The following is a 25,469-nucleotide window of genomic DNA, read 5'->3' as shown; positions in this document are numbered from 1 at the left end:
CGCAAAAACACGGGCCCTGGAAACAGCATCCACGCGAGCACAAATAGATGAGGCACGCACAACACTTTCGCGAGCATCTTGACATGAGTCACTACGGGGGTGCCCGCGGGTCTTTCGCATGCCGCCGAACGGAGGGCGCAGCGGGCACCGCCGCGGGCTTCTGCCCAAGTTCCCAGCCCCGAGTTTGGTAAAAACATCCTAATGTCAGGACAAACTATTGACATCTGTGGCCTGAGTCACCATGATCGGTGTAGCAGGCTTGCTGACCCCGCATCGTGGCGGCGGTCGCGGCCCCTAAATCAAAGGAGATTCATAGTGACCAAGTTCTCGTGGCGGAAGACGGCCGTGATGGCTGCTGTTGTGCCGATGCTGGCACTGAGCGCATGTTCCAGCCAGGGCGGCAAGCCCGCCGACGCAGGCAACGCCGGTGCCGGCGGCCAGGTTGTATCCACGCCCCGGATGAAGATCGCGCTGATCACGCATGCTCCCGCAGGGGACACGTTCTGGGACACCGTCCGCAAGGGTGCCGAGGAAGCGGCGGCGAAAGACAATGCTGAACTGTTGTACACCGGCGACCCGGAAGCCGGCCGGCAGGCGCAGCTCATCCAGCAGGCCATTGACCAGAAGGTGGACGGAATCGCGGTCACGCTGGCCACGCCGGACGCGTTGAAGGACTCACTGAAGAAGGCCACCGCTGCCGGCATCCCCATCGTCAGCCTCAACGCCGGCGAATCTGTGTCCAAGCAGCTCGGCGCTTTCACCCACTTCGGTTCCAATGAGCAGCTCGCGGGCCAGGCTGTCGGAGAAAAGCTGGCGGCGCAGGGCGCCAAACACCCCATCTGCGTGATCCAGGCCCAGGGCCACGTGGGCCTCGAAGCCCGGTGTGCCGGCGTGAAGGCCAAGGTGCCCGGAACCGAGATCCTGTACGTGGACGGTGCGGACATGACGTCGGTCGAGTCGACGGCGACCGCGAAGCTGCAGGCATCCAAGGATGCTGATGTCATCATCGGCCTGGGCGCGCCCATCACGCTGACGCTCCTGAAGTCCGTGGCGACCGCCGGAAGTTCGGCCAAGGTTGCCAGCTTCGACCTGAACAAGGACCTGGCGCAGAAGATCGTCGACGGCAGTGTCCTGTTCACGGTGGACCAGCAGCCGTGGCTGCAGGGCTACGGCTCCATTGACGCCCTGTGGCAGGTCAAGCGGGGCGGTTTCAAGATCGGCGGCGGCCAGCCCGTCCTGACGGGACCGGCGATCGTCGACAAATCAAATGCGGCCGATGTCCTGAAGTTCGCCGAGCAGGGTATCCGCTAACAGCCCGCTGGCCGGGCCCGGCCACCACCGGGCCCGGCAGCAAGGAGAATCATCATGACTATCACCCAGACCATAACAAAACCGGCGGCGCCCGATGAGCGCGTCGTCAAGCGCAACCCGCTGCAGAAACTGCTCGGCCGCCCGGAAGTGGGCGCCCTCGTCGGCGCGATCGTCCTCTTCGTTTTCTTCGCCTCCATATCCCAGACCTTCACACAGCCGAACGCCCTCGCCACCATCCTGTACGGCAGCTCCACCATCGGGATCATGGCGGTAGGGGTGTCGCTGCTGATGATCGGCGGCGAGTTCGACCTTTCCACGGGCGTTGCCGTGATCAGCTCCGCACTCACGGCGTCGATGTTCAGCTGGTACTTCAGCATGAACGTCTGGGTCGGCGTCGCACTGGCCCTGGTGGTGTCGGTGGGCATCGGCTACATCAACGGGTGGATCCTGATGAAGACCAAGCTGCCCAGCTTCATCGTCACCCTGGCAACGTTCCTGATGCTGACCGGCCTGAACCTGGGCCTGACGCGCATGATCGGCGGCGGCGTGTCCTCCCCGTCCATCTCCACCATGGACGGCTACGCATCGGCGCAGGCCGTCTTCTCCTCGTCGGTGAACATCGGCGGCGTGGACGTGAAGAACACCGTCTTCATCTGGATCGCACTGGTTGCGGTGGCGTCCTGGGTGCTGCTGCGCACGAAGGTGGGCAACTGGATCTTCGCCGTCGGCGGCGACGCGAACGCGGCCCGCGCCGTGGGTGTCCCCGTCAAGGCGACCAAGATCGGCCTGTTCATGGCGGTCGGTTTCTGCGGCTGGATCCTGGGCATGCACAACCTGTTCGCCTTCGACGCCGTCCAGTCCGGCCAAGGCGTGGGCAACGAATTCCTCTACATCATCGCCGCGGTCATCGGCGGCTGCCTCCTCACCGGCGGCTACGGCTCGGCCGTGGGCGGCGCGATCGGCGCGTTCATCTTCGGCATGGCCAACAAGGGCATCGTCTACGCCGAGTGGAACCCGGACTGGTTCAAGTTCTTCCTGGGCCTGATGCTGCTCCTGGCCACCATCGTGAACCTGATCGTCAAGCGCCGCGCAGACTCAAGTAAGTAAGGGCTGAACACCATGAACGCCAAACAGATCGACCAGCAGCAGCTCCTCAAGGACGAGAAGGACCCGCTGACCCACACCCCCGTGCACCTCCTCTCGCTGGAGAACGTCGGCAAACACTACGGCAACATCGTGGCGCTCACCGACGTCACCATGGCGGTCGACAACGGCCGCGTCACCTGCGTCCTGGGCGACAACGGCGCAGGAAAATCCACGCTGATCAAGATCATCGCCGGCCTGCACCAGCACGACGAAGGCGTCCTGCACATCATGGGGGAGGAGCGGAAGTTCGGCTCGCCCCGGGACGCCCTGGACGCCGGCATCGCCACCGTCTACCAGGATCTCGCCGTCGTCCCCCTGATGCCCATCTGGCGGAACTTCTTCCTCGGCTCGGAGCTGACCAGTGGCTTCGGCCCGTTCAAGAGCATGGACGTCCAGAAGATGAAGGACATCACCAAGAAGGAACTTGCCGACATGGGCATCGACCTTCGCGACGTCGAACAGCCCATCGGCCAGCTCTCCGGTGGCGAACGCCAGTGTGTCGCGATCGCCCGCGCCGTGTATTTCGGCGCGAAGGTCCTGATCCTGGACGAGCCGACGGCGGCGCTCGGCGTCAAGCAGTCCGGCGTGGTCCTGCGCTACATCCTGCAGGCCCGCGACCGCGGCCTGGGCGTCATCTTCATCACCCACAACCCCCACCACGCCTTCCCCGTCGGTGACCGGTTCCTGCTGCTCAAGCGCGGCAAATCGATCGGCTACTACGACAAGAAGGACATCACCCTCGACGAACTCACCGCCCAGATGGCCGGCGGCGCCGAACTTGCCGAACTCGCCCACGAGCTCGAACAGCTTGGCGGACACGGCGACATCGTCAAGGAAGTCCAGGCCGAAGTGGCCGAGGCTGCAAGCGCCGGAACGCCCACCCAGCTGCGCGCCTGACCCCGGAATCACCTCACTCAAAGGAAACGCATGAAGGACATAACGCTAGGACTGGTCGGCGTGGGCCGCATCGGTGTGATGCACGCCCGCAACATCACTTCGCTGAACAGCGTGCTCCACCCGCAGGGGATCAACGTTCGGCTCAGGCTGACGGATGTCGCCGCGGATCACGCCCGCACCATCGCCGAGGGTCTGGGCGCGGAGTTCCTGCCGTCCGTGCAGGAGCTGATCGGATCCGGGATCGACGGCCTGGTCATCGCCACAGGCACCGGCACGCATCCGGAGCTCATCAGGGCAGGCGTGGACGCCGGCATTCCGGTGTTCTGTGAGAAGCCGGTTGCCATGAACGTGGCGGATTCGCTTCCTGTCCTGGACTACATCAGGGCCAACAGGGGCACCGTCCAGATAGGCCATCAGCGGCGGTTCGATGCCGGCTACCTCGAGGCAAAGCGGGCCTTCGAGGCAGGAGAGCTCGGCTGGATCCACTCGCTGCGCGCCATCACCTGTGACATGACGCCGCCTCCCGTGGAGTTCCTGGCGACGTCCGGCGGGCTGTTCCGCGACTGCTCGGTGCATGACTTCGACATCCTGCGCTGGCTCACCGGCCGCGAAATCGTTGAGGTCTACGCCAAGGGCTCCAACAACGGCGACCCCGCCATCGGTGCGGTGGGCGACGTGGACACCGCGCTGGCCTTCGTAACGTTCGACGACGGCACGCTCGGTTCCGTGGGGGCCTCGCGCTACAACGGGGCCGGGCACGACGTCCGGCTGGAAATCCAGGGCTCGGCCGGTTCCCTCATGGTGGGTCTCGACGAGAAGTCGGCGGTGACCTCGGCGGAAGCGGGCGTCGCGTTCCCGTCGGGAGAGTCCCACAAGACGTTCGCGGAGCGTTTCGACCAGCCTACCGCTCCGAGATGGCGGCCTTCGTGGAGCTCGTGCTTGGCCGGCGGCAAAACCCCTGCACTCCGGAGGACGCCGTGGCGGCTTCCCGCGTAGCTGACGCCGCGCAGGAGTCGCTCGAAACCGGTCGGCCGGTGCGCGTGGCCGCGGCCGTCACCATCTAGGAGCCGTTACCGGCGGCAGACCTCCACGAAGGCCCGGATCGGCGCCAGCCGCTGGGGCTCCGGCAGCTCGACTGCCTCGGGGTGCCACTGGACAGAGGCCACCCACCGGTCAGGATCCTCCAGGGCCTCCACCGTGCCGTCGTCCGCGACAGCCGTCACCACCAGGCCGGGCGCCACGTGCGCCACGGCCTGGTGGTGTCCGGAAGCGATCTTCACGCTGCTGGCCCCGGTGCCTCCGGATGCCGGGTCCGCCACGGCGTCGTACAGCCGCGCGACCTTGGATCCCGGCGTGATGGCGACGTCATGCCAGGCCCACAACCCGCCGCCGTCCGTGGGGCTGTCGCGGTGCGGCACGGTTCCCGGTGCCATGTCCTGGATGAGAGTGCCGCCGTACAGGACGTTGAGCAGCTGGTGTCCGCGGCAGATCCCCAGCAGGGGGAGTCCTGCCCCGATCGCCTGCTGCGCCACCGCGATGTCCAGCCGGTCCTGGTCCAGGTTGACGTCGTAGCAGGAGCCGCCCGGCTCCTCGCCGTACAGCCGGGGGTCGAGGTCACCTCCGCCGGGAAGTACGACGCCGTCAAGCACCCCTGGCGCCACGGCACCGCGTCCGCCGTCGTGCGGTCCAGACGCGAGCAGTTCGGGAGTCAGCAGCACCGGTTCCCCGCCGCCGTCGCGCACCAGGTCAACGATGTAATCGAAGAGGCTGTTGGCCTCGGCCACCCGCGGGTCGGCGTCGGTTGAGCTGCTGAGCCGGACAGGAATGCCGATGCGCGGACGCCGGACACCGGCTGGCGATGAAGTCTGCATGCTCAATTCTGCAACATTTTGGAGCGGCTAGGCTGGCGGGATGAACAACCGCTACCTCGTGTCCAGGGAACGTTTCATTGCCGCCGCGCCGGACGAGATCTTCGTGGTGACGGAACAATGGGATGCCCGGCAGGTGCGCGGCAAGGTCTTCCTCCGGCTGGCCGGCTACCTCCGGCGTCACCCGGCGAACATCGAAAGGACCCTCGAGAGGCTGGACGCCTATGTTACGGGTTCCCGCGCCGCCGGCTGACCCGCTGCCGGGCGTTTTCCTGAGTTTGCCCGCGTTTCTGTAGTGTTAGGCGCATCGAGGGGAAATATGCAAGGCGAAAGTAGGACGTTCCATGGGTCGCAGGACACTTGTTGACCACCTGGTTGACGGCCTGCTGGACGACATTCTTGACGGCCGGCTGAAACCCCACGATGCCTTGCCCCCGGAAGCCGACATCGCCAAGACCTACGAAGTCAGCAGGCTGACCGTTCGCGAGGCGCTCAAAGTGCTGCGGGCGCAGAACATCCTGTACGTCAAAGCCGGGCGCGGAACGTTCGTGAACCCCACGGACAACTGGACCGGCCTTGATGCGATCATCAAGGCGGCCTCGCACGGCAATGCCGCGGACCAGGTTTCGCGGGGCCTGATTGAAGTGCGGCGCATGGTGGAGACCGGAGCCGCCGCCCTCGCCGCCAGGCGCCACACTCCCGAGCACGCCGAGGAGATGCGGAAGTTCATCGCGGACATGAAGCGGCACCACGAGTCCGGCGACCTGGACGGTTTCGTGCTGGCAGACATCGCCTTCCACGACACGGTCCTGAAGGCCTCCGGCAACCCCTTTGTCCGTGCCCTCCTGGCCCAGCTGGGACAGTCCCTCTACCTGGCGCGGCGGGAAACATCCGCCATCAAGGAAATCCAGCGGCACGCCATCGCCTTCCACCAGCGCGTGCTGGACAGCATCCTGACCGGGGACTCCGAGCTGGCGCGCCGGGCCATGGACGAGCACATGGACCAGACATTCGAGGACTACGAGCGCTACGTCTACGGGCCCAAGTCCTGACCCTGCGCGGCCGACCTTGACGTAATGCGCGTCACCCTTCTATGCTTTTGCTCATGTTCTTCCGTCAGATGTCTGACATCAGATCGAGTTGATTCTGATCCAGCCTCGTGAAGCGGGCAGAACCCCCTCATAAAAGCATCGGATTCCCTCCGCGCGAAGCCGCCGGTCCGGAACCGACAGATAGAAGGTCGATGATGACTTCATTAACCAACAAGTCCACCGGACTCGGAGAGCTTGGCGACCGCACGCTCCGCAAGGTCCGCCGTCGCGTCATGCCCCTGATCGTCCTGCTCTACTTCGTTGCCTACCTCGACCGCAACAATGTGGGCTTCGCGAAGCTGACCATGAGCGAGGACATCGGACTGACCGCGGCCGCCTACGGCCTCGGCGCCGGCATTTTCTTCCTCGGCTACGCCCTCCTGGAGATTCCCAGCAACGCCGGCATGTACCGCTTCGGTGCACGCAAGTGGCTGGCCCGCATCCTCATCACCTGGGGCCTCTTCGCGACGGCGATGGCCCTGGTGAACGGCGAATCCACCTACTTCATCATCCGGTTCCTGCTCGGCGCCGCTGAGGCCGGATTCTTCCCGGCCATCCTCTTCTACCTGACACTGTGGTTCCCCGCCGCGCAGCGCGTCACCGTGCTGGGTATCTTCATCCTGGCCCAGCCCATCTCCAACGCCCTCGGCGCTCCGGTCTCCGGCCTCCTGCTCCAGATGGACGGCGTCATGGGCCTGCAGGGGTGGCAGTGGCTCTACATCATTGAAGGCATCCCCGCTATCCTCCTCGGCCTGCTGACCCCCATCCTCATGACGGACCGTCCGCGTGACGCCAAGTGGCTCAACGCCGACGAACGCGAATGGCTTGCCACCACCATGGACGCCGAACTGGCGGCCAAGTCCAAGGGCGCCAGCCACAACTTCCTCGCCGGCCTCAAGGACAAGCGCACCCTCGTCTACTCGGCCCTGTACTTCGGCCTCGTCTGCGGTATCTACGGCCTGGGTCTCTGGATGCCCACCATCGTTGCCGCCCTCGGCAAGTTCTCCACGGCCGAGGTCGGGTTCATCGTCCTTATTCCTTACTCCATCGCTGCCGTCTTCGTGTACCTCTGGAGCAAGCGGGCCGACAAGACCGGAAAGCGTGCCTGGCACAGCTCGGTGAGCATGGTGCTCGCCGGAATGGGCCTGCTGGCTGCCGGCTACGTGCTGCCTGTCAACCCCATCCTCGCGATGATCGCGCTGACCGCCGCGGCCATGGGTATCTACGGCGCCATCGCCCCGTTCCTGTCCATGCCGTCCGCAGCGCTTACCGGCGCGGCCGCTGCTTCGGGCCTTGCCATGGTCAACTCCCTGGGTAACCTCGGCGGCTTTGTGGCACCGTACGCCGTGGGCCTGCTCAAGGACGCCACGGGCAGCAACCAGAGCGGCCTGCTGTTCCTGTCCTTCTGCCTCTGCGTCACGGCAGTCGCCACCTACCTCTATGCACGCAAGCGCCCCGAGGGCGATGCAGCGCTGGATCCGGCCGTCGCAGCTGCCGCTGAAGTCACCGTTACCCGCTAAGAACCGCCCAAGAACCACCTGAAGGAATACCTGCAATGAGCTCAACCACTCCTTTCCCCGCAGAACGCACGGTCGTGCTGACCGGTGCGGCCTCCGCCCGCGGCATCGGCCGCGCAGCGGCTGACCGCATGGCCCGCGAAGGCTGGTCCATCGCCATCCTGGACATCAACGCCGAGGACGCGAAGGCCGCAGCCGCCGAGATCGGCTCCAACCGCGCGGTAAAGGCAATCGGCGTCGGCGCCGACGTCTCCGACGCAGCGTCCGTGGACCGGGCGATCACCGAGGTCGAAGCGTCGCTGCCGCCGATCGTGGCTCTGGCCAACCTTGCGGGCATCAGCTCTCCCACCACCTTCATGGAGACCTCAGTGGAGGAGTGGGACAAGGTCTTCGCGATCAACATGCGCGGAACCTTCGTCGTCTCCCAGCGTGTCCTCAAGGGCATGATCGAGCGCAAGCTTGGGCGCATCGTGAGCATCTCATCCATCTCCGCCCAGCGTGGCGGCGGCACCTACTCCAAGGTTGCCTACAGCGCATCCAAGGCCGGCATCATCGGGTTCACCCGTGCACTGGCCCGCGAAGTGGGCGAGTTCGGCGTCACCGTCAACTCCATTGCACCCGGCCCCATCGACACCGACATCATGGGCGGCACACTGTCCGACGAGCGCAAGGCGCAGATGTCGGAAGGCATCATGATGGGCCGCGTCGGCACCCGCGAGGAAGTGGCGGCACTGATCTCCTTCCTGTTGGGCGAGGACTCGGGCTACATCACGGCCGCCACGTACGACATCAACGGCGGTCTCCAGGTCTCCTGACCTGATTCCGGCAGAACACCACGGAAGTGCCCCGCAGCCCACGCTGCGGGGCACTTCCGTTTTGGTGCCGGCCCCGCCGGACCCGCGCTTTGGCCCCCGCCCTGGCCGCACTCGCTAGGCTGGCACCATGAACCCCTCCGGCAGCCTGACTCCCAGTCCGCGGACCCTTGAGGTGGACAGCGTGGCCGGTTTCGACCAACTGGTTCGCGCCGGCGCCAAGGCCATGCACGGCTGGCATGCGCAGTCGCTTGATCTCCGCGGCAGGGCGGGCGCGCTGGCCACCCTGGATGCGGAAGGCGCCATTTTCCTGGGCTGCACGTTCGATCCCGGAGTGGAGGACTCACTGCGCCGGCGTGGTGCCCTGATCTTTCCGCGGCTGGCCGGCGTGCCGTTCGACCCCTACCGCGGGGAGCTCTACACACCGCAGGAGCTGTACGCCGGCATCCGCCATGCGCCGTATGAGGCAACCCCGGACGCGCTCGTATACCAGTGGAGCATCCAGCCGGGCCAGCGCCGCCGCCTGGATTCAACCCTGGCGGCCGCCTTGCATGACCACGCCATCGGGGATGCCCTCGAGGAACTCGCGCTCTCCGCACGGAGCGGGGGACGCACCATCGTCGGAGTCATGGGCGGCCACGCGTCGCAGCGGGGGACCAAGGACTTCGCCGATGCCGCCAGGCTTGGGAGGCTTCTCGCCCTCGGCGGTTGCATGGTGGCCACCGGCGGCGGACCGGGCGCCATGGAAGCCGCGAACCTGGGCGCCTACCTGAGTGCAATGCCGTCAGAGGATTTTCGCGGCGTCCTCAGTGGGCTGTCCTCCGTCCCCGGTTTCCGCCCCTCGGTGTCCGCGTGGGCGCGGACCGCGGAAGCCGTCGTCGAACGCTTTCCGGGCGGAACCGCATCCCTCGGTATTCCCACCTGGTTTTACGGACACGAACCGCCCAACTATTTCGCCACCCACATTGCCAAGTACTTCGCGAATTCGGTCCGCGAAGCCGTGCTTCTGGAACTCTGCAACGGCGGGATTGTCTTCCTTCCGGGTGCCGCCGGAACCGTCCAGGAAATCTTCCAGGATGCGTGCGAAAACTACTACGGCGCCCCGGAGACCGTGACCCCCATGGTGCTAGTGGGGCGGGACCACTGGGAACGCCGGTTTCCTGCCTGGCCAATGCTCCAGAGCCTCGCCGAGGGCAGGATGATGGAGCAGCGGATCTTCCTGGTGGACAGCGTGGAGGAGGCGCTCGCGGTCCTGGACGTCTGAGCGGCGACTGGCCATTGCGCCTGCCTTGGCACCGGCCCTTCGGCACCGGCCAGAGGTCCCACCGGCCCTTACGGCTACAGGTCCTTACGGCACTGCGCCTTGCCCAGCTCCTGCAGGCCGTTGAGGTCTCCGGAAGCCAGCCCGTCCGGAGCGCCGATCTCCGGGTACATGAGCTGGACGGGGTCATCAACGTGCTCGAGCCCCATCACATGGCCCAGCTCGTGCAGGATGACGGCGGTGGCGTAGGCTGCTCCGTCCGGGCGGTCCAGTTCCTCCGCAATTTGCGGGGCGTCCAGCTCGAGGCTGCCGGTGACAAAGGTCTTGGGTCCGTCGCCGTAGCTGAAGTGCGTGCTGCCGCCGGTGCCGATGATCTGGCCCTTGAGCTTCGGCGCCACGTACGGGTTGGTCCAGGCGATGAGCAGGGGTGCCCACCTGTCACCGTAGGTCCCTGGCTGGTACGGGGCACGATGTTCCGAGGGCTGTTCGTCCGTGGCGCCGTCATTGATGAACCGGATGCCCGTCGCCCGGGACACGGTCTTGATCGCCTCGTGGACCAGCCCGGCCGCTCCCTCCGGGGCCAGGTCCGCGTTCACGACGTAGTGAAGCGGACGGCACGGCGAATAGCCAACCGGGGTGCCGTCGGCGTTCACGGCCAGGAATTTGTACGAATCGCTGTGCTCCGCCGGAGGCTCCGGCGTTCCCAGGGGCGAGTCCGACTCTTCGAGGCCGGGCGGCGGCGAGTCCCCGGCGCGGCCTTCCGCGCCCGGCTGAACGCCCGGCTGCGCGGCCTGCCCGGTCGCCCCCGCCGGCCCGGTCTGCCCGGACCCGGCCTCCCTGCCCGCGGGCTCTCCGCCGCCGATGCGGAATTCCAGCAGTCCAACGAGGCGCGGATCGCCGTAGGCGAGTCCTGTCGCCAGAAGGGCCACACACCCGATGACGGCGATGAGCACAATATTGCGGACAAACCGGGCCGCCGCCCCGGCCGCCGCCGAATGGCGCGGGTGTGTCCTGCGCCGGCGTTCGCCATCAGGCTGTTGGGCCCCTTCGCCCTGCTGGACCGGATCGTCCACTACTGCGCCCCTGAGGTGTTCCGGCCGCCTGCCCATCCCACTAGGCGATCACGGCGCCGAACGCCATCCCCAGCAGGTAGGTGACGCCGGCCGCGCCCAGGCCGATGGCCAGCTGCCGGAGTCCGCGGGTCAGGGGAGAGGTGCCGGACAACAGACCGACGACGCCGCCGGTCGCCAGCAGTGCGATGCCCACCAGGACTGCGGCCACCACGAGCGCGCCGAGTCCGGTCATGCCGAAAATGAACGGAATGATGGGGACGATGGCGCCGGAGGCGAAGAAGCAGAAGCTGGAGAGCGCCGCACCCCACGCCGTGCCGACAGCCTCGTGCTCATCCTCGGTTTTCGGGAGCTCGGGCCGGAGCGAAAGGCTCGGATCGCAGTCGCAGGTGAAGAGGCCCATGCGCTCCGCCACCCTGTGCTCAGCGGCCTCACGGGACATGCCGCGGGCGAGGTACACCAGCAGGAGCTCGTTGTGCTCGATGTCCAGCTGGGGGGCCGCGGCGAGCGTCACCTGGGTGGGACGGGTGGCGGCCAGGAGTTCCCGCTGCGAGCGGACGGACACGAACTCGCCGGCGCCCATGGAGAACGCGCCCGCGAGCAGCCCGGCAATTCCGCTCAGCAGGACCACGGCACTGCCTACACCGGTGGCCGCCATGCCCATGACGAGTGACAGGTTGCTGACCAGGCCGTCGTTCGCGCCGAAGACTGCCGCCCGGAATGTGCCCGCAAGCCGGTTGCGGCCGCGCGTGGCCAGGCCCCGCACCACTTCCTCGTGGATCTGTTCGTCGGCCGCCATGGCGGGCGTGGCGGATGGTTCCCTAGTGTAGGGGGAGCGTCCCTCGGAGCGCTGGGCCAGCGCGAGCACGAAGACGGACCCGAAGTGGCGTGCCAGGAAGCCGAGCAGCCGGCTGCGGACGGAGGCGTGGCGGGGCTTGCCGGCGTTATCGCCGAGCAGCTTCAGCCAGTGGGCTTCGTGGCGGCCTTCGGCTTCGGCGAGGGCCAGGAGGATGGCGCGCTCCTCGCCGGACCGGTTCTGGGCGAGGTCCCGGTAGACGGCAGCCTCGGCGCGTTCGTCGGCAAGGTACTGGCGCCAGCGCTTGATGTCCGCCGCAGTGGGAACGGTGTTTGGTGCTGTGGTGTTGGATGCTGCGCCGAGGCCTGCGGCCGCCTTGACGGCGTCGGCGTCGTGGTCAGATTTTGCGTGCTGAGACACGTGAGCTCCTGGGCTAGATGGGGGATGGTTCGGCCCCATTGCATGCCCAGCTTACCCCGCGATTCCGCGGATTTTCGGCTGGTCCTCCTTAGGCAAAAATTTAGGGAACCCTTAAATTTCCGGTCCCGTGCGGGGTTTTGCGCGGCCTTCCGCGCTGCCCTTGACCGCCCGGGCCCGCGGTGTTCGAATGAAACCCAGGGCGGGTTCGCCGGCAGGCCCGCCCGCGGCCGATTCGGGTTCAGGCCCGGCTGAAGGCGTGGTCCGGATCGGCTGCCGTCAGCCCTAGCGCACGGAGGTTTCACCATGAACACCAACGGCTCACTCCCCATCCCGCCCGTCAGGAACTCCATCGAGTCCGATCCCGCATACGACTACGCCGAGGACGCCCCCGTTAGTGATGACGAGACGGAGGAGGAGGAACTGATCGACGAAGCCGGGCGGGTGGTTCCGCTGGACGTGGACGATTTCCGGGGCGAGGACCAGCCCATAGCGCCAGTGCCATTGGACGGGGACGAATTCCTGGAGGCCGAGGAAAACGAATGAGGACCACCACTTGGCTGTGAACGACGACGGCGGTGCCTTCCCCACGAAGGGAAGGCACCGCCGTCGTGATTAATTCAGTGAAGCTCAGTGAGCCGCGTGGCTGGCCACCGGGTGGGCCTCCAGCGGGAGTTCTTCGGAAACCGCTCCGGCAACGCGACGGTCCCAGGCCTCGCGGACCTCGGGCTCCGTGGGAGGCGTGAGGTAGGAGACCACAATGTAGACGAGCAGCGACGCTCCGAGGCCCCAGTAAATGGGATCGTTGGCATAGACGCCGTCTTCGCTGGGGATAATCGCTGTTGCGTAGGCGATCAGCAAAGCCAAGGTCAGGACCGAGCCGACGGCCATGGACCAGGCCGCGGCGATGCCCGTGCCGCGCTTCCAGACCAGGCCACCCAGGATGGCAACCAGCAGGCCGCCCACCAGGATGTCGTAGGCGATGGTCAGGGCCACCACGACGTCCTGCGCTGCCATGGAAATCAACACGGCCACGATGCCCAGGCCGAGGACCCAGTAGCGGTTGGCATTGACGTCGTGCTCGGGGTTTTCGGAGTCGTCGGTGTTGATCGTCTTGCCGAACCAGCTGGCTACGAACGGGACCACGTCGGCGCGGGCCACCGTTGCAGCGGCGATGAGGGCGCCGGACGCGGTGGACATCATGGCGGCGACGGCTGCGGCCATGACCAGGCCGCCGATGCCGATTGGCAGGATGTGGGTCGCAACCTCGGCGTAGACAACGTCCTTGCCCAGATTGGCGACGTCGATGTCGGGCAGGGCCACACGGGCGGCCAGGCCGATCATGGCGCCGGCGACGCCGTACAGGATGCAGTAGACGCCAGCGGTGGCGCCACCCCAGCGGGCCACCTTGGGGGTCTTGGCGGTGAAGACGCGCTGCCAGATGTCCTGGCCGATCAGCAGGCCAAGCGTGTACACCACGAAGTACGTGATGATGGTCTGCACGCCGATGCCGTCGAGCTGGAAGAAGCTCGCGTCAACGCGGGCACGGATGCCGTCCAGGCCGCCCGCGGCGTTGAGGACGAACGGGAGCATGAGGAAGAAGATGCCCACGGTCTTGATGATGAACTGCACCTGGTCGGCGAGGGTGATGGACCACATGCCGCCGACGGTGGAGTAGACCAGCACGATGGCGCCGCCGACGGCGATGGCGAGCCAGCGCTCCCAGTCGAACAGGACCACGAAGATGGTGGCATAGGCGCCCGTGGAGGTGGCGCAGAGCATCAGCGTGTAGGCCAGCATGACGATGCCGGAGGTCTGGGTGGCGCGCTGGCCGTAGCGCAGGCTCAGCATCTGGGAGACCGTGTAGATCTTCAGCCGCTGGATGGTGCCGGCGAAAAGCAGGCTCAGGAGGAGCACGCCCGAACCGATGGCGACTACCAGCCACATGCCGGAGATGCCGAACTTGTAGCCGAGGCCCACCCCGCCGACAGTTGACGCGCCGCCGAGGACGACGGCGGCCATGGTGCCGGTGTAGAGCAACGGACCAAGGCGGCGGCCGGCCACAAGGAAGTCACTGTTGTTCTTGGTGCGGGACTTGCCCCACCAGCCGAAGGCCAGCATGGCGACCAAATAGGTCACCACGATGGCGATATTGAGGAAGTTTGCGTCCATGATTTTGGGGCTCCTTGGAGCTTTGGCAGCTTGTGCAGGAAACCGGGGGAGTGCAGTTGGTGGTGCACGGATTCCGCTGCTCTGGGAGTGGAAGGGTGAAGGATTCACCTTCGGTTGCTTGATAAGCAACACTTGTTGCATAAAAGCGTAGGCTGTGATCGGAGTAACAGTCAAGACGCAATCTTCTATGACGCGGTTCCAGCCGCGTCAGATCGGGGGCGGGCCGCTAGTATGGCTCCAAAGATGGGGCCGAGCGGCCGGCCGTGAAAGGTTCGTAAATGAAGGCACTACCAGTTGAGCCGAGCAATGTTCCGGTTGCCATCGGTTCAAGAATCCGTGCCGCACGCCAGTCGCAGCGGCTCACCATTGAGCAGGTGGCCGACGCCACCGGCCTGACCAAGGGCTTCCTCAGCCGCGTCGAGCGCGATCTGACGTCGCCGTCGGTCGCGTCGCTGGTGACGCTGTGCCAAGTACTCTCAATCTCCATCGGCGACCTGTTTGCCGCCCCTGAAACCCACCTGACAAAACGGGATGCCGGCCCGCGCATCTCGCTCGGCGGCGAAGGGATCGTGGAGCGGCTGCTGACGGCGCGCTCGGAGCGGCGGGTTCAGATCATCCAGGCCGTCATCGCCCCGAGGGGCCGCGGCGAGTCGGAGCTCTATGCCGTTGACTGCGACGTCGATGTGCTGCACGTCATCAAGGGCACCATCAAGCTGATCCTCACCAACGAGGAGTATGAGCTCAATACCGGCGACACCGTCACCTTCCCCGGCCGCGAACCCCACACCTGGGTGAACCCGACGGACGAATCAGTTGAGGTGCTGTGGGTCCTGGTCCCCGCAGCGAGCCGGTAGCCCCTTTCCTCCCGTGAAACCGGGCCGGGCCGCCTTGGAGGCGGACCGGGTCTTCGGCCGCGCCTCCATGCTCCCTCGTAGAAGATGATGTTTGTAAACAGCTGATGCGCATTAGGAAACTTTGAGTGTATGATGGCTGTCACACCCAACCTTTCATCCTCGAAGGAGAGGCGTTCCTTTGGAAGAGCTGCGCATCGAAGCCAACGGCAACCTTGGCCCCATCGATTCATCCCGTATTCCCCGCTATGCCGGGGCGGCCACTTATGCCCGGCTGCCCCGCCTGGACCAGGTGTCCAAGGCGGACATCACGGTGGTCGGCGTCCCCTTCGACTCCGGTGTTTCATACCGCCCCGGCGCGCGTTTCGGCGCCAACCACGTCCGCGAAGCCAGCCGGCTTCTGCGCCCGTACAACCCGGCCTGGGACGTCAGCCCGTTCGAAAACTGCCAGGTGGCCGATGCCGGCGACATGGCCGTCAATCCGTTCAACATCAACGAGGCCATCGAGACCGTCCAGCAGAACGCCCTGGACCTGACCGCCTCCGGCAGCAAGCTGCTGACGCTCGGCGGAGACCACACCATCGCCCTGCCGCTGCTGCGCGCCGCCGCGGAACGTGCTGGCGGGCCCGTCGCCATGCTGCACTTCGATGCCCACCTGGACACCTGGGACACCTACTTCGGCGCCGAGTACACCCACGGCACCCCGTTCCGCCGTGCGGTGGAAGAGGGCATCCTGGACACCGAGGCCATCAGCCACATCGGCACCCGCGGCCCGCTGTACGGCAAGAAGGACCTCGACGACGACCACCGCTTCGGCTTCGGCATCGTGACCTCGGCGGACGTCTACTACCAGGGCGTCCTCGAGACAGTCGCCAAGGTCCGGGACCGGATCGGCAACCGCCCGCTGTACATCTCGGTGGACATCGACGTCCTCGACCCCGCCCACGCTCCGGGCACCGGGACGCCCGAAGCCGGCGGCATCACCAGCCGGGAACTGCTCGAGATCATCCGCGGCTTCCGCGGCATGAACCTGGTGGGAGCCGACGTCGTCGAAGTCGCCCCCGCGTACGACCACGCGGAAATCACAGGAGTCGCCGCCAGCCATGTGGCCTACGAACTGGTGACCCTGATGGCGGACAACACCGTCGAAGGGGACCGGTTTGGTGCCGACACCGGCTACGCCGCCCAGTCCCTGGGACGGGAAGCACGGCGCCCGGCCGGCTTCTCGGCACCCGGGGCCACGAACCAGGCCGCCGAGCGCATCGAGGTCTCCGGGGCTGCCGGGGCCGTCAAGTGATCGACTTCGACCCCGGGACAGCAGCCCCCACAAAGGGAACGGACATCCGCAACGGCGGGGATCTCGTCGTCGAGACCCTTGAAGCACTGGGCGCGAAGACGGTGTTTGGCATTCCCGGCCAGCACGCCCTGGGCCTGTTCGACGCCATGGGCCGCGGAAACCTCCAGTTCGTGTCCTCCCGCGTGGAGAACAACAGTGCCTTCGCAGCGGACGGCTACTCCCGTGCCACCGGCGAAGTCGGCGTGCTGTTCCTGTCCACCGGCCCGGGCGCGCTGACCTCGCTCGCAGGGCTGCAGGAGGCCTACGCAACCGGGGTGCCCATGGTTGTCATCGCCAGCCAGATCCCGCTCGAGGGCCTGGGCGCGCGCCGCAAGGGCATGCTGCACCAGCTCGATGACCAGAAGGCCTCGGCCGCCAACGTCACCAAGAGCCAGCGGCTGATCCAGCACGCCTCCGGTATACCCTCGGCCATCCAGGATGCCTGGACCGAGGCGATCTCTTCGCCGCAGGGCCCCGTCTGGCTCGAAATCCCGCAGAACGTGCTGCTGGACCCCATCATGGTGCCGCCCGTCGAGGATGCGCTCGCGGAAGCGGCGGACAACCCGCCGCGCGTCGAACTGGTCCGCGAAGCGGTGAAATGGCTGTCGACGGCGGAACGTCCCGCCATCATCGCCGGCGGCGGAACGCGCCGCGGCCGGGCAGAAAAGTCGCTGCTCTCCATTGCGGAGAAGCTGCGCGCCCCGGTCATCTGCACGCCCGGCGGCAACGGTGCCTTCCCGTGGAACCACGAGCTGTCGCTGCAGTCCTGGATCGAGGACCGCCACATGACGGACCTGCTGGAGGACGCCGATGTCCTGATCGTCGTCGGCTCCTCCCTGGGCGAGGTCACGTCGAATTACTTCACCTTTGAACCGCGCGGCAAGATCATCCAGATCGATGCCGAACCGCGCGTCCTTGAATCCAACCGGCCGGGCCTTGGCATCCGCGCCGATGCCGGCCAGGCCCTCGCAGCCCTGGACGCGGCGCTGGTGGAGCCGCACGGGGAGCGCGCCAGCTGGCACGGCACCCCGCCCGAGGACCTGGTCCGGGAATCGCTGGCCAAGGTCAGGGAGCGGTTTGAAGCGCAGGACCTCGGCAAGGAACTGAAGTTCATGGCCGATATCCGCGAAGCCGTGCCCGCGGAGATGCAGACGTTCTGGGATATGACCATCTCCGCCTATTGGGGCTGGAGCTGCTGGGATGCCCGCGAAGGGCAGTTCCACTCGGCCCAGGGCGCCGGCGGCCTGGGCTACGGCTTCCCGGCGGCCATCGGCGGCGCCGTGGGGCTGGAGACGGTGGGCAAGTCCGGGGCTTCGGCGCGGGTGCTGGCCGTGTCCGGCGACGGTTCGGCCATGTACTCCATCTCGGAACTGGCCACGGCCAAGCAGCACAACGTGCCGGTCACGTGGCTGATCGTAGACGACGGCGGCTACGGCATCCTGCGTGAATACATGGTGGGAGCGTTCGGCAAGGCCACGGCTACTGAACTTGCCCGCCCCGACTTCGTGAAGCTCGCCGAGGCATTCGGCGTGCCGGCCACCCGGGTGGCCCCGGAGGATGTGGGGGACGCGCTCAAGGCGGGGTTCGCCGCCGACGGCCCGAACGTCGTCGTCGTCGAAACCCTGCTCAGGATGTTCGCCCCCACGCACCTGGCCCCGTAACCGCAGCCCCCTCAAAGCGCGAACGAACACTTAAGCCCCCTCGCACCGGCGCGAACGAACACTTGAGGCCCCGCACCGGCGCGAACGAACACTTAAGCCCTCGCACCGGCGCGGACGAACACTTGAGGCCTCCTAGCCCAGACGGTTAGGGGGCCTCAAGTGTTCGTTCGCGCTTCGTGTTTAACCGCCGGCCGTTCCGTTAGTTTCCCAAAGCAACCATTTAAGGATATAGTTGCCTAAGGCAAGCGATTAGGAGCAGTCCCTCATGGCAGTCGAGCCAAACACCGCGGCCGAACTCGTCCACCAGATTTTCGACCTCCAGCGGGCAGTCCGGTGCGTTGCGGTCGCCAATGCGCGCGGCATGGACACCGGTGTGGCGCTGCAGGGCGTCCTGCGGTTCGTGGGGGAGAAGGAATCCCGCGCCACGCACCTGGCCGCGCGGCTGGGCGTCAGCGCACCTGTCCTCAGCCGGCACATCGCCGAACTCGAGGACCTGGGCCTGGTTCACCGCAGGCCTGACCCCGAAGACGGGCGGGCGCAGCTCGTCGCCCTCACCGAGGCGGGCCGGGTCAGGCTCGTCGAAATCGAGGAGCACCGCACCGCCACCCTGCAGGGATACCTGCAGGAATGGAGCCAGCAGGACGCCGAGGAGGCGGCGAGAGTTCTCCGCAATCTCGCGGGATCCCTCAGGGATTCCGCCCGGGCAAAGGCGGCCGGACCCACCACCACGAACCCCACTTTCTAGGAGATTCCGTGTCGATTCAGACATCCGCACCGCCCGCGGCGATGACCCACCGCCAGATCATGGAAGCCCTCACCGGCCTCCTGGCCGCGTTTTTCACCGCCATCCTCAGCAGCACCATCGTGGCCAACGCACTGCCCACCATCATGTCCGAGCTCAAGGGCACGCAGACCGACTTCGCCTGGGTCATCACCGCAGCGCTGCTGGCAAACGCGGCCACCACGCCCATCTGGGGCAAGCTCGCCGACCTCTTCAGCAAGAAGGTCCTGGTCCAGCTGAGCATCGTGATTTTCGTCGCCGGCTCGGTCATGGCCGGCCTGTCCGCCACCATCCCCCTGCTGCTGACCGCCCGCGTCATCCAGGGCGTGGCCATGGGCGGACTGACCGCACTGGCGCAGGCGATTATCGGGTCCATGATCCCCCCGCGCGACCGCGGCAAGTACTCCGGCTACATGGGCGCCGTCATGGCGGTCGGCACTGCCGGCGGGCCGCTGCTCGGCGGGTTCATCGTCGACAGCCCGCTGGGCTGGCGCTGGACGTTCTTCGTCTGCGTGCCGCTGGCCGTCGTCGCCCTGGTCCTGTTGCAGATCACCCTGAAGATCCCGCACATCAAGCGTCCCGCCAAGATCGACTGGCTCGGCTCCATCCTGCTCACGTCCGGTGTCAGCCTCCTGCTGATCTGGGTATCGTTCGCGGGCAACCCTGAGTACTACGACTGGCGGTCCTGGCAGTCGGGCCTCATGGTGGGCGGCGGTGTGCTGCTGCTGGCGCTGCTGGTGTTCGTGGAGTCCAAGGTGCCTCAGCCCATCATCCCGCTGAAGATCATCTCCGAGCGCACCACTGCGCTGGCCATCCTCGCCTCCGTTGCCGTGGGTGTGGCCATGTTCGGCTCCTCCACCTTCCTCGGTCAGTATTTCCAGGTGGCCCGCGGCGCCACGCCCACCGAAGCCGGGCTGCTCACACTGCCCATGATCGCCGGCAACCTCATCGGCTCGGTGGTTTCGGGACTCCTCATTAGCCGCACCGGCAAATGGAAGCGCTACCTGGTCGCGGGCTCCATCCTGCTCATTGGCGGACTGGGACTCGGCGGCACCATGGACCACACCACGGAACTCTGGCAGGCGGGCATCTTCACGGCCATCCTGGGCCTGGGGCTCGGCATGCTGATGCAAAACCTCGTCCTGGCCGTGCAGAACACCGTCAGCGCCCGCGACATCGGCACCGCGAGCGCGTCCGTGGCCTTCTTCCGGTCCGTGGGCGGCGCGATCGGCGTCTCTGTCCTGGGGGCCATCCTCGGAAACCGCGTCAAGGAACTCGCAGCCCAGGGCTTCGCAGCGGCCGGCATCCCCGTGGGCGGCGGATCGGCAGGAGCGACGCTCGACCTCGCCGACATGCCTGCACCCGTGCGGGACATCATGCGGGCAGCCTACGGCGACGCAACCGCCGAGATCTTCCTGATCGCAGGCGCCATTGCCGTGGTGGCGCTCATCGCCGTCCTCCTCATCACCGAACGCCCCCTGCGCCGCACGGTGGACATCCAGCCCGCTGCCAGCCCGGCTGATGCCGCGCAGGGTCCGGCAGGAGCCGCTGATGCAGCGCGGCGTGACGAAGAGCCGCGTGACGAAGAGCCGCGCGAAGCAGAGTCGCGTGAAGAAGAGCCGTTTGAAGCAAGGCAGGAAAGCCCGACGGCGGAGCTCACCTCTGCGCGTAACTGACCCGCAGCCCGCTGCGGCCTCGCCGCCATAGCGCTCCGTACATAGCGCGAACGAACATTTGAGCCCCTGTTTCCCTCGGGGGCTTAAGTGTTCGTTCGCGCTTTCCTGGTTGTACGCGGCGTACTCCGTGGGGATGATCTTCCCGTGCCGATGTTTCGCATGGGCAACGGATTTCGTAGAGTGGGAAGGCTTTAGGATGTCAGACCTGGCTGCTAATACTTCTCGTACTAATTCGCGCTCTCTCCCAAAGGATCCGTGAGCATGCTCGTCACCCTCATACGGCGCTATTCCAAACCGTATATGCCGTACATATTTGCCGTTATTGCATTTCAATTGGCGTCCACCATCGCGGCCCTCTATCTGCCAAGCCTTAATGCCCAGATCATTGACGAAGGCGTTTCCCGCGGCGATATCGACTTCATCTGGCGGACCGGCGGAATCATGCTCGTGGTGGCGTTTATCCAGGTGGGCACCGCCATCGCCGGCGTGTACTTCGGCTCCAAGGCGGCCATGGCCGTGGGGCGGGACCTGCGCCGCGGCGTTTTCCGCAAGGTGACCAGCTTCTCCGCCAAGGACGTCAACACGTTTGGTGCACCCACGCTGATCACCCGCGGCACCAACGACGTCCAGCAGGTGCAGATGCTGGTGCTCATGGGCCTGAACTTCATGGTCTCCACCCCGATCATGTGCATCGGCGGCATCATCATGGCCCTCCGGGAGGACATCAACCTGTCCTGGCTGGTCTGGGTCTCGGTGCCGGTGCTCATCGTCGTTGTGGGCTACCTCGTGGTCCGGCTGATGCCGCTGTTCCGGTCCATGCAGAAGAAGATCGACCGCATCAACGAGGTCCTGCGCGAACAGATCATCGGCATCCGCGTGGTCCGGGCCTTCGTCCGCGAGCCCTACGAAACCGAGCGTTTCGGCGAGGCCAACAAGGAACTGACGGACGTTTCCCTGAAGATCGGCGCACTGTTCGTCCTCATGTTCCCGGCCATCGGCATGATCCTCCACCTCTCCACGGCAGCCGTGCTCTGGTTCGGCGGCCAGCGCGTGGACTCCGGCGACATGCAGGTCGGCGCCCTGACCGCCTTCCTGCAGTACCTGCTCCAGATCCTCGTGGCCGTCATGATGGGCACGTTCATGGCCATGATGATTCCCCGCGCGTCGGTGTGTGCCGACCGCATTGGCGAGGTGCTCGACGTCGAGCCTTCCATCCATGACCCCGCCCACCCGGAGACGCCTGCGGCACTGGAAGGCGTCGTCGAATACCGGAACGTCACGTTCGCCTATCCCGGGGCGGAAGCCCCCGTCCTGAGCAACATCAGCTTCACCGCCCGCCCCGGGGAGACCCTGGCGATTATCGGCTCCACGGGCGCCGGAAAATCCTCGCTGTTGTCGCTGCTGCCCCGACTGTACGACGTCGCCGAAGGCGAGGTACTGCTCGACGGCGTCTCCGTCAGCAAGATGGACCGGGCCGAGATCACCAGGCGCGTGGCCCTCGTACCGCAGCGGCCCTACCTGTTCTCCGGAACCATCGAACACAACCTGCGCTTCGGCAAAACCGAGGCAACCGAGGAGGAACTCTGGGAAGCACTCCACGTGGCCCAGGGCGAAGGATTCGTCCGGGAAAAGAAAAACGGCCTCGCGTCCCGGATCGCCCAGGGCGGCACCAACGTCTCCGGCGGGCAGCGCCAGCGCCTGTGCATCGCCCGGGCTTTGGTGACCAAGCCCAAGGTCTACCTCTTTGACGACTCCTTCTCGGCTCTGGACGTCGCCACCGACGCCCGGCTGCGCGCAGCCCTGAAGCGCACCACCGCCGATGCCACGGTGATCATCGTGGCGCAGCGGATCTCCACCATCACCGACGCGGACCAGATCCTGGTCCTGGACAACGGCAGGATCGTGGACCGCGGCACGCACGATGAACTGCTGGAAACGTCGCCCACCTACCAGGAAATTGTTGAATCCCAGCTGAGCGTGGAGGAAGTGGCATGACCGCCAACAAGAAGGGCGCACAGCTGGACAAAGCATCCCGCCCGGACGAGCCGGCGGCGGAAGCCACGGAACTGGAGGACGACGACTTCATCGAGGAGGAGTACAAACCTTCGGAGGCGGACGGCGGCATGTTCGGCGCCATGCCGGCGAAGAAAGCCCAGCATTTCTGGCCCTCCGCCAAACGGCTCATGGGACTGCTCAAGCCGGAGGCCGTGGGCATCTACATCGTGGTGGCCATGGTCATTGTTTCCGTGGTCCTCAATGTCATTGCCCCTAAAGTGCTCGGCCAGGCCATGGACGTCATCTTCGGCGGGGTGGTCGGCAAACAACTCCCCGCCGGAGTCAGCAAGGTCCAGTTCGTCGAGGGCCTGCGGGCGCAGGGCCAGGACAACTTCGCTGACATGGTCTCCCGGATGGAGCTCGTTCCCGGCACCGGAATCGACTTCCAGAAGCTGACCGTCCTGATTTCCGCAGTGCTGCTCATGTACTTCGTGGCCAACATCTTCCTGTGGCTGCAGGGCTACGTGCTGAACCGGATTGTCATGAAGGTCATCCGCCAGCTCCGCGACGACACCGAAAAGAAGCTCAACCGGCTTCCGCTGAACTACTTTGACACCCGCCAGCGCGGCGACGTCCTGTCCAGGGTGACGAACGACGTCGACAACGTCCAGCAGGCGCTGCAGCAGGCTTTCGCGCAGCTGATCAGCTCGCTGCTCACGGTCATCGGCATCGTCATCATGATGTTCATCGTCTCGTGGCAGCTGGCACTGATCGCCCTGATCGCCCTGCCGCTGTCCGGCGTGGCGGCAGGCATGATCGGCGCGCGCAGCCAGAAGCTGTTCGCGGCGCAGTGGAAGAACACGGGCGAGCTCAACGGCCAGATTGAGGAGTCCTTCTCCGGCCACGACCTGGTGCGCGTCTTCGGCCGCGACGCCGACATGCTGGAACGCTTCGAGGAACGGAACGAGGCCCTGTACAAGGCCAGCTTCGGCGCCCAGTTCGTCTCCGGCGTCATCTTCCCGGTCATGCAGTTCGTTTCATACGTGAGCTACGTCGGCATCGCCGTGGTGGGCGGCCTGCGCGTGGCGTCCGGCACCATGAGCCTGGGCGACGCCACGGCGTTCATCCAGTACTCGCGGGAGTTCACCCAGCCGCTGGGCCAGATGGCGGGCATGGCCAACATGCTGCAGTCCGGCGTGGCCTCGGCCGAGCGCGTCTTCGAGTTCCTGGACGCGGACGAGCAGGACCCCGAAACCGCCACCGAGCACCTGCCGGCCAAGACCGACGGCCATGTGGAATTCCGGAACGTCACCTTCAGCTACACCGAGGACAGGCCGCTGATCGAGCACCTGTCCTTCACGGCCGAGCCCGGGCACACGGTGGCCATCGTCGGGCCCACGGGCGCCGGCAAAACCACCCTGGTGAACCTCGTCATGCGCTTCTACGAGCTCAACTCGGGTTCCATCACGCTGGACGGGGTGGACGTCACGCAGCTGAGCCGGGCCGAGCTCCGTTCGAAGGTGGGCATGGTGCTGCAGGATGCGTGGCTGTTCGGCGGCTCCATCTACGACAACATCAGCTACGGCAAGCTCGATGCCACCGAGGACCAGATCATGGCGGCGGCCAAGGCCACATTCGTGGACCGCTTCGTCCGGGCGCTCCCTGACGGCTACGACACCGTCATCGACGAGGAGGGCAACAATGTCAGCGCCGGCGAAAAGCAGCTCATCACCATCGCCCGGGCCTTTGTGGCCAACCCGTCACTGCTGATTCTGGACGAGGCAACGAGTTCCGTGGACACCCGCACCGAGCTCCTGGTGCAGAAGGCCATGGCGGCGCTGCGCACCGACCGGACCAGCTTTGTTATTGCCCACAGGCTCTCCACCATCCGCGACGCCGACACCATCCTGGTGATGGAGAACGGCAAGATCGTGGAGCAGGGCAACCACCAGGCCCTCCTGGCGGCCGAAGGCGCCTACTACCGGCTGTACATGTCCCAGTTCGCCGGCGCGGATGCTGAGGAGACGCCCGTGGACGATTCGACGGCGGTGCACAGCTGAGCGCGGCCGAACCCGGAGGCCCTGACCCCCGGCGCATCGAGGTGCTCGTGCCGATGCGCTGGGGCGACATGGACGCCTACGGGCACATTAACAACGTGCAGATTGTCCGCATGCTGGAGGAAGCCCGCATCGGCGCCTTCGGCCCCCCGCGCGGCACCGGGCTGCCCGGCGTGGAACCCCACGTCTCACTGTTCAACGATGTTCCCGAGGGCACCATGGCGCTCATTGTGGACCACCGCATCCGGTACGTGAAGACGCTCGAGTACCGTAATGTCCCGGCGGTGGTCCAGGTGTGGATCGGGGCCGTCAAGGGCGCCAGTTTCGACATTCACTACCTTGTGCAGGACCCCGTAACTCGCGAGGATTGTGTGAAAGCCTCGAGTCATCTCGCCTTCGTTGACGAAGCCACCGGAAGGGTCCTGAGGCTAACGCCGGAGCAGAAACAGCGGCTGGAGCCCTTCACCGAACGCAGGGAGCCTTAACCGTGGAAAAGGAGCCGTAGCTGTGAAAAAGAAGAAGAAATCCTGGAAGGACATGCCTCCGGCCGCGCGCATCGGGACAGTCATCGTGGGCGCGCTGCAGCTGGCGTTCCTCGCCGCCGCCCAGCGGGACATCTCACGCCGGCCCGCCGAACAGATCCGGGGCTCGAAGGCCGTCTGGCGGATGGTCACGCTGATCAACTTCATCGGCCCCGGCAGCTACTTCGCGTTTGGCCGGAAGCGGTTGCCGCAGCCTACCCGGAAGTAGCTTC

General features: G+C 66.1%; 22 protein-coding genes and 1 pseudogene. 19 read left to right on the top strand and 4 right to left on the bottom strand.

Annotation, left to right across the window (positions count from 1 at the left end; all coding sequences use genetic code 11):
* The first annotated feature begins 315 nt into the window (after positions 1 to 315).
* From ASG92_RS22865 to ASG92_RS22850, 4 genes and pseudogenes are all read left to right on the top strand, one after another.
* Positions 316 to 1,311 carry a substrate-binding domain-containing protein gene (locus ASG92_RS22865; protein WP_200952058.1) on the top strand — a complete coding sequence of 332 codons (996 nt, stop codon included), beginning with the start codon at positions 316 to 318 and terminating at the stop codon, positions 1,309 to 1,311.
* A 54-nt stretch (positions 1,312 to 1,365) separates the two neighbouring features.
* A complete protein-coding gene (locus tag ASG92_RS22860; RefSeq protein ID WP_056633783.1) occupies positions 1,366 to 2,418 on the top strand; it encodes an ABC transporter permease in 1,053 nt (350 codons plus the stop codon).
* A 12-nt stretch (positions 2,419 to 2,430) separates the two neighbouring features.
* On the top strand, positions 2,431 to 3,354 hold the full coding sequence (locus tag ASG92_RS22855) for an ATP-binding cassette domain-containing protein (protein WP_056633780.1): 924 nt from the start codon (positions 2,431 to 2,433) through the stop codon (positions 3,352 to 3,354).
* Between the two features lie 30 nt (positions 3,355 to 3,384).
* A pseudogene (locus tag ASG92_RS22850) lies at positions 3,385 to 4,418 on the top strand (Gfo/Idh/MocA family oxidoreductase).
* Positions 4,419 to 4,424: 6 nt separating this feature from the next.
* On the opposite strand, the gene ASG92_RS22845 reads toward ASG92_RS22850, so the two are convergent.
* Positions 4,425 to 5,225: a gamma-glutamyl-gamma-aminobutyrate hydrolase family protein gene (locus ASG92_RS22845; RefSeq protein WP_056633778.1), complete on the bottom strand. Its 801-nt coding sequence runs from the start codon at positions 5,223 to 5,225 to the stop codon at positions 4,425 to 4,427.
* Between the two features lie 40 nt (positions 5,226 to 5,265).
* Here ASG92_RS22845 and ASG92_RS22840 point away from each other — a divergent pair, with 40 nt between their 5' ends.
* The 5 genes from ASG92_RS22840 (at position 5,266) to ASG92_RS22820 (ending at position 9,906) form a co-directional block, all read left to right on the top strand.
* Positions 5,266 to 5,475 (top strand): hypothetical protein, encoded by a 210-nt coding sequence (locus ASG92_RS22840; protein ID WP_056633776.1) that lies wholly within the window; start codon positions 5,266 to 5,268, stop codon positions 5,473 to 5,475.
* A 91-nt stretch (positions 5,476 to 5,566) separates the two neighbouring features.
* On the top strand, positions 5,567 to 6,274 hold the full coding sequence (locus ASG92_RS22835; protein WP_056633773.1) for a FadR/GntR family transcriptional regulator: 708 nt from the start codon (positions 5,567 to 5,569) through the stop codon (positions 6,272 to 6,274).
* 194 nt (positions 6,275 to 6,468) lie between these two features.
* A complete protein-coding gene (locus tag ASG92_RS22830; protein ID WP_056633907.1) occupies positions 6,469 to 7,833 on the top strand; it encodes an MFS transporter in 1,365 nt (454 codons plus the stop codon).
* A gap of 35 nt (positions 7,834 to 7,868) precedes the next feature.
* Positions 7,869 to 8,645: an SDR family NAD(P)-dependent oxidoreductase gene (locus ASG92_RS22825; protein WP_056633770.1), complete on the top strand. Its 777-nt coding sequence runs from the start codon at positions 7,869 to 7,871 to the stop codon at positions 8,643 to 8,645.
* A gap of 127 nt (positions 8,646 to 8,772) precedes the next feature.
* A complete protein-coding gene (locus ASG92_RS22820; protein ID WP_056633767.1) occupies positions 8,773 to 9,906 on the top strand; it encodes an LOG family protein in 1,134 nt (377 codons plus the stop codon).
* A 74-nt stretch (positions 9,907 to 9,980) separates the two neighbouring features.
* Here the strand turns inward: ASG92_RS22820 and ASG92_RS22815 are convergent, their stop codons facing one another.
* Both ASG92_RS22815 and ASG92_RS22810 read right to left on the bottom strand, forming a co-directional pair.
* Positions 9,981 to 11,012, bottom strand: a complete 1,032-nt coding sequence (locus ASG92_RS22815) for a matrixin family metalloprotease (protein WP_082579666.1) — start codon at positions 11,010 to 11,012, stop codon at positions 9,981 to 9,983.
* Between the two features lie 4 nt (positions 11,013 to 11,016).
* Positions 11,017 to 12,189 (bottom strand): VIT1/CCC1 transporter family protein, encoded by a 1,173-nt coding sequence (locus tag ASG92_RS22810; RefSeq protein WP_056633764.1) that lies wholly within the window; start codon positions 12,187 to 12,189, stop codon positions 11,017 to 11,019.
* A 303-nt stretch (positions 12,190 to 12,492) separates the two neighbouring features.
* Here ASG92_RS22810 and ASG92_RS22805 point away from each other — a divergent pair, with 303 nt between their 5' ends.
* On the top strand, positions 12,493 to 12,732 hold the full coding sequence (locus ASG92_RS22805) for a hypothetical protein (protein WP_056633761.1): 240 nt from the start codon (positions 12,493 to 12,495) through the stop codon (positions 12,730 to 12,732).
* An 84-nt stretch (positions 12,733 to 12,816) separates the two neighbouring features.
* Here the strand turns inward: ASG92_RS22805 and ASG92_RS22800 are convergent, their stop codons facing one another.
* The gene (locus ASG92_RS22800) at positions 12,817 to 14,358 is read right to left on the bottom strand and encodes a sodium:solute symporter (RefSeq protein WP_056633758.1); all 1,542 of its coding nucleotides are present in this window, start codon (positions 14,356 to 14,358) and stop codon (positions 12,817 to 12,819) included.
* Positions 14,359 to 14,636: 278 nt separating this feature from the next.
* Between ASG92_RS22800 and ASG92_RS22795 the strand changes: the two genes are divergently transcribed.
* The 9 genes from ASG92_RS22795 to ASG92_RS22755 all read left to right on the top strand — a co-directional run bounded on the left by ASG92_RS22795 (position 14,637) and on the right by ASG92_RS22755 (position 25,465).
* On the top strand, positions 14,637 to 15,212 hold the full coding sequence (locus tag ASG92_RS22795) for a cupin domain-containing protein (RefSeq protein ID WP_056633755.1): 576 nt from the start codon (positions 14,637 to 14,639) through the stop codon (positions 15,210 to 15,212).
* 178 nt (positions 15,213 to 15,390) lie between these two features.
* Positions 15,391 to 16,506 (top strand): agmatinase, encoded by a 1,116-nt coding sequence (gene speB / locus ASG92_RS22790; RefSeq protein WP_056633752.1) that lies wholly within the window; start codon positions 15,391 to 15,393, stop codon positions 16,504 to 16,506.
* Positions 16,503 to 18,206, top strand: coding sequence for a thiamine pyrophosphate-binding protein (locus ASG92_RS22785; protein ID WP_056633749.1), 1,704 nt, complete (start codon positions 16,503 to 16,505; stop codon positions 18,204 to 18,206). The genes speB and ASG92_RS22785 overlap by 4 nt, the downstream gene beginning before the upstream one ends.
* 265 nt (positions 18,207 to 18,471) lie before the next feature.
* Positions 18,472 to 18,951, top strand: a complete 480-nt coding sequence (locus tag ASG92_RS22780; protein ID WP_056633746.1) for a MarR family transcriptional regulator — start codon at positions 18,472 to 18,474, stop codon at positions 18,949 to 18,951.
* A 41-nt stretch (positions 18,952 to 18,992) separates the two neighbouring features.
* Positions 18,993 to 20,663: an MFS transporter gene (locus ASG92_RS22775; protein ID WP_082579674.1), complete on the top strand. Its 1,671-nt coding sequence runs from the start codon at positions 18,993 to 18,995 to the stop codon at positions 20,661 to 20,663.
* Between the two features lie 261 nt (positions 20,664 to 20,924).
* On the top strand, positions 20,925 to 22,658 hold the full coding sequence (locus ASG92_RS22770; protein ID WP_056633743.1) for an ABC transporter ATP-binding protein: 1,734 nt from the start codon (positions 20,925 to 20,927) through the stop codon (positions 22,656 to 22,658).
* Complete coding sequence (locus ASG92_RS22765; protein ID WP_056633740.1) at positions 22,655 to 24,718, top strand: ABC transporter ATP-binding protein; 2,064 nt, start codon at positions 22,655 to 22,657, stop codon at positions 24,716 to 24,718. Before ASG92_RS22770 ends, ASG92_RS22765 begins: the two co-directional genes overlap by 4 nt.
* A 53-nt stretch (positions 24,719 to 24,771) precedes the next feature.
* A complete protein-coding gene (locus ASG92_RS22760; RefSeq protein WP_056633902.1) occupies positions 24,772 to 25,200 on the top strand; it encodes a thioesterase family protein in 429 nt (142 codons plus the stop codon).
* 52 nt (positions 25,201 to 25,252) lie between these two features.
* Positions 25,253 to 25,465, top strand: coding sequence for a PLDc N-terminal domain-containing protein (locus ASG92_RS22755; RefSeq protein WP_056633900.1), 213 nt, complete (start codon positions 25,253 to 25,255; stop codon positions 25,463 to 25,465).
* Positions 25,466 to 25,469: the final 4 nt, after the last annotated feature.

Origin of the sequence: Arthrobacter sp. Soil736, from assembly GCF_001428005.1 — a bacterium.
Classification (GTDB): domain Bacteria; phylum Actinomycetota; class Actinomycetes; order Actinomycetales; family Micrococcaceae; genus Arthrobacter.
The sequence above is the reverse complement of the archived record's forward strand: the minus strand, read 5'-3'. Positions and strand labels throughout refer to the sequence as shown.

Coding starts and splice junctions, on each gene's coding strand:
- ASG92_RS22755 (WP_056633900.1), top strand. CDS start 25,253: ATGCCTCCGGCCGCGCGCATCGGGACAGTCATCGTGGGCGCGCTGCAG.
- ASG92_RS22805 (WP_056633761.1), top strand. CDS start 12,493: ATGAACACCAACGGCTCACTCCCCATCCCGCCCGTCAGGAACTCCATC.
- ASG92_RS22860 (WP_056633783.1), top strand. CDS start 1,366: ATGACTATCACCCAGACCATAACAAAACCGGCGGCGCCCGATGAGCGC.
- ASG92_RS22775 (WP_082579674.1), top strand. CDS start 18,993: ATGACCCACCGCCAGATCATGGAAGCCCTCACCGGCCTCCTGGCCGCG.
- ASG92_RS22845 (WP_056633778.1), bottom strand. CDS start 5,225: ATGCAGACTTCATCGCCAGCCGGTGTCCGGCGTCCGCGCATCGGCATT.
- ASG92_RS22815 (WP_082579666.1), bottom strand. CDS start 11,012: ATGGGCAGGCGGCCGGAACACCTCAGGGGCGCAGTAGTGGACGATCCG.
- ASG92_RS22800 (WP_056633758.1), bottom strand. CDS start 14,358: ATGGACGCAAACTTCCTCAATATCGCCATCGTGGTGACCTATTTGGTC.
- ASG92_RS22830 (WP_056633907.1), top strand. CDS start 6,469: ATGACTTCATTAACCAACAAGTCCACCGGACTCGGAGAGCTTGGCGAC.
- ASG92_RS22820 (WP_056633767.1), top strand. CDS start 8,773: ATGAACCCCTCCGGCAGCCTGACTCCCAGTCCGCGGACCCTTGAGGTG.
- ASG92_RS22760 (WP_056633902.1), top strand. CDS start 24,772: ATGCGCTGGGGCGACATGGACGCCTACGGGCACATTAACAACGTGCAG.
- ASG92_RS22825 (WP_056633770.1), top strand. CDS start 7,869: ATGAGCTCAACCACTCCTTTCCCCGCAGAACGCACGGTCGTGCTGACC.
- ASG92_RS22835 (WP_056633773.1), top strand. CDS start 5,567: ATGGGTCGCAGGACACTTGTTGACCACCTGGTTGACGGCCTGCTGGAC.
- ASG92_RS22855 (WP_056633780.1), top strand. CDS start 2,431: ATGAACGCCAAACAGATCGACCAGCAGCAGCTCCTCAAGGACGAGAAG.
- ASG92_RS22795 (WP_056633755.1), top strand. CDS start 14,637: ATGAAGGCACTACCAGTTGAGCCGAGCAATGTTCCGGTTGCCATCGGT.
- ASG92_RS22840 (WP_056633776.1), top strand. CDS start 5,266: ATGAACAACCGCTACCTCGTGTCCAGGGAACGTTTCATTGCCGCCGCG.
- ASG92_RS22770 (WP_056633743.1), top strand. CDS start 20,925: ATGCTCGTCACCCTCATACGGCGCTATTCCAAACCGTATATGCCGTAC.
- ASG92_RS22765 (WP_056633740.1), top strand. CDS start 22,655: ATGACCGCCAACAAGAAGGGCGCACAGCTGGACAAAGCATCCCGCCCG.
- ASG92_RS22780 (WP_056633746.1), top strand. CDS start 18,472: ATGGCAGTCGAGCCAAACACCGCGGCCGAACTCGTCCACCAGATTTTC.